General features: G+C 51.6%; 6 tRNA genes. All 6 read left to right on the top strand.

What is annotated here, in order from left to right:
• The first annotated feature begins 20 nt into the window (after window positions 1-20).
• A tRNA-Thr gene (locus H131_RS22590) sits at window positions 21-96 on the top strand.
• A gap of 7 nt (window positions 97-103) precedes the next feature.
• Window positions 104-179, top strand: a tRNA-Lys gene (locus tag H131_RS22595).
• 21 nt (window positions 180-200) lie between these two features.
• Window positions 201-285, top strand: a tRNA-Leu gene (locus tag H131_RS22600).
• A gap of 47 nt (window positions 286-332) precedes the next feature.
• A tRNA-Gly gene (locus H131_RS22605) sits at window positions 333-407 on the top strand.
• A gap of 5 nt (window positions 408-412) precedes the next feature.
• Window positions 413-501, top strand: a tRNA-Leu gene (locus H131_RS22610).
• Window positions 502-518: 17 nt separating this feature from the next.
• Window positions 519-595: transfer RNA gene (locus H131_RS22615), tRNA-Arg, on the top strand.

Raw genomic sequence — 595 nt, forward strand, 5'->3', positions numbered from 1 at the left:
CCCGTCATCCTCCACCATATGCCGGTTTAGCTCAGCAGGTAGAGCAACTGACTTGTAATCAGTAGGTCGTGGGTTCGATTCCTATAGCCGGCACCATAGTTTTGAGCCATTAGCTCAGTTGGTAGAGCATCTGACTTTTAATCAGAGGGTCGAAGGTTCGAGTCCTTCATGGCTCACCATTTAAATTGCCAACAAAATATGCGGGTGTGGCGGAATTGGCAGACGCACTAGACTTAGGATCTAGCGCCGCAAGGCGTGGGGGTTCGACTCCCTTCACCCGCACCATTTTTTAGAATTTCATAATTGCCAGGATAAATAAATCTTATGCACATGCGGAAGTAGTTCAGTGGTAGAACACCACCTTGCCAAGGTGGGGGTCGCGAGTTCGAACCTCGTCTTCCGCTCCAAATGTGCCGGGGTGGCGGAACTGGCAGACGCACAGGACTTAAAATCCTGCGGTAGGTGACTACCGTGCCGGTTCGATTCCGGCCCTCGGCACCATTTTATTTTAATAATTAGCGCCCGTAGCTCAATTGGATAGAGCGTCTGACTACGGATCAGAAGGTTGTGGGTTCGACTCCTGCCGGGCGCGCCA

This window comes from Lysinibacillus sphaericus OT4b.31, assembly GCF_000392615.1.
In the GTDB taxonomy this organism is placed as follows: Bacteria; Bacillota; Bacilli; order Bacillales_A; family Planococcaceae; genus Lysinibacillus; species Lysinibacillus sphaericus_B.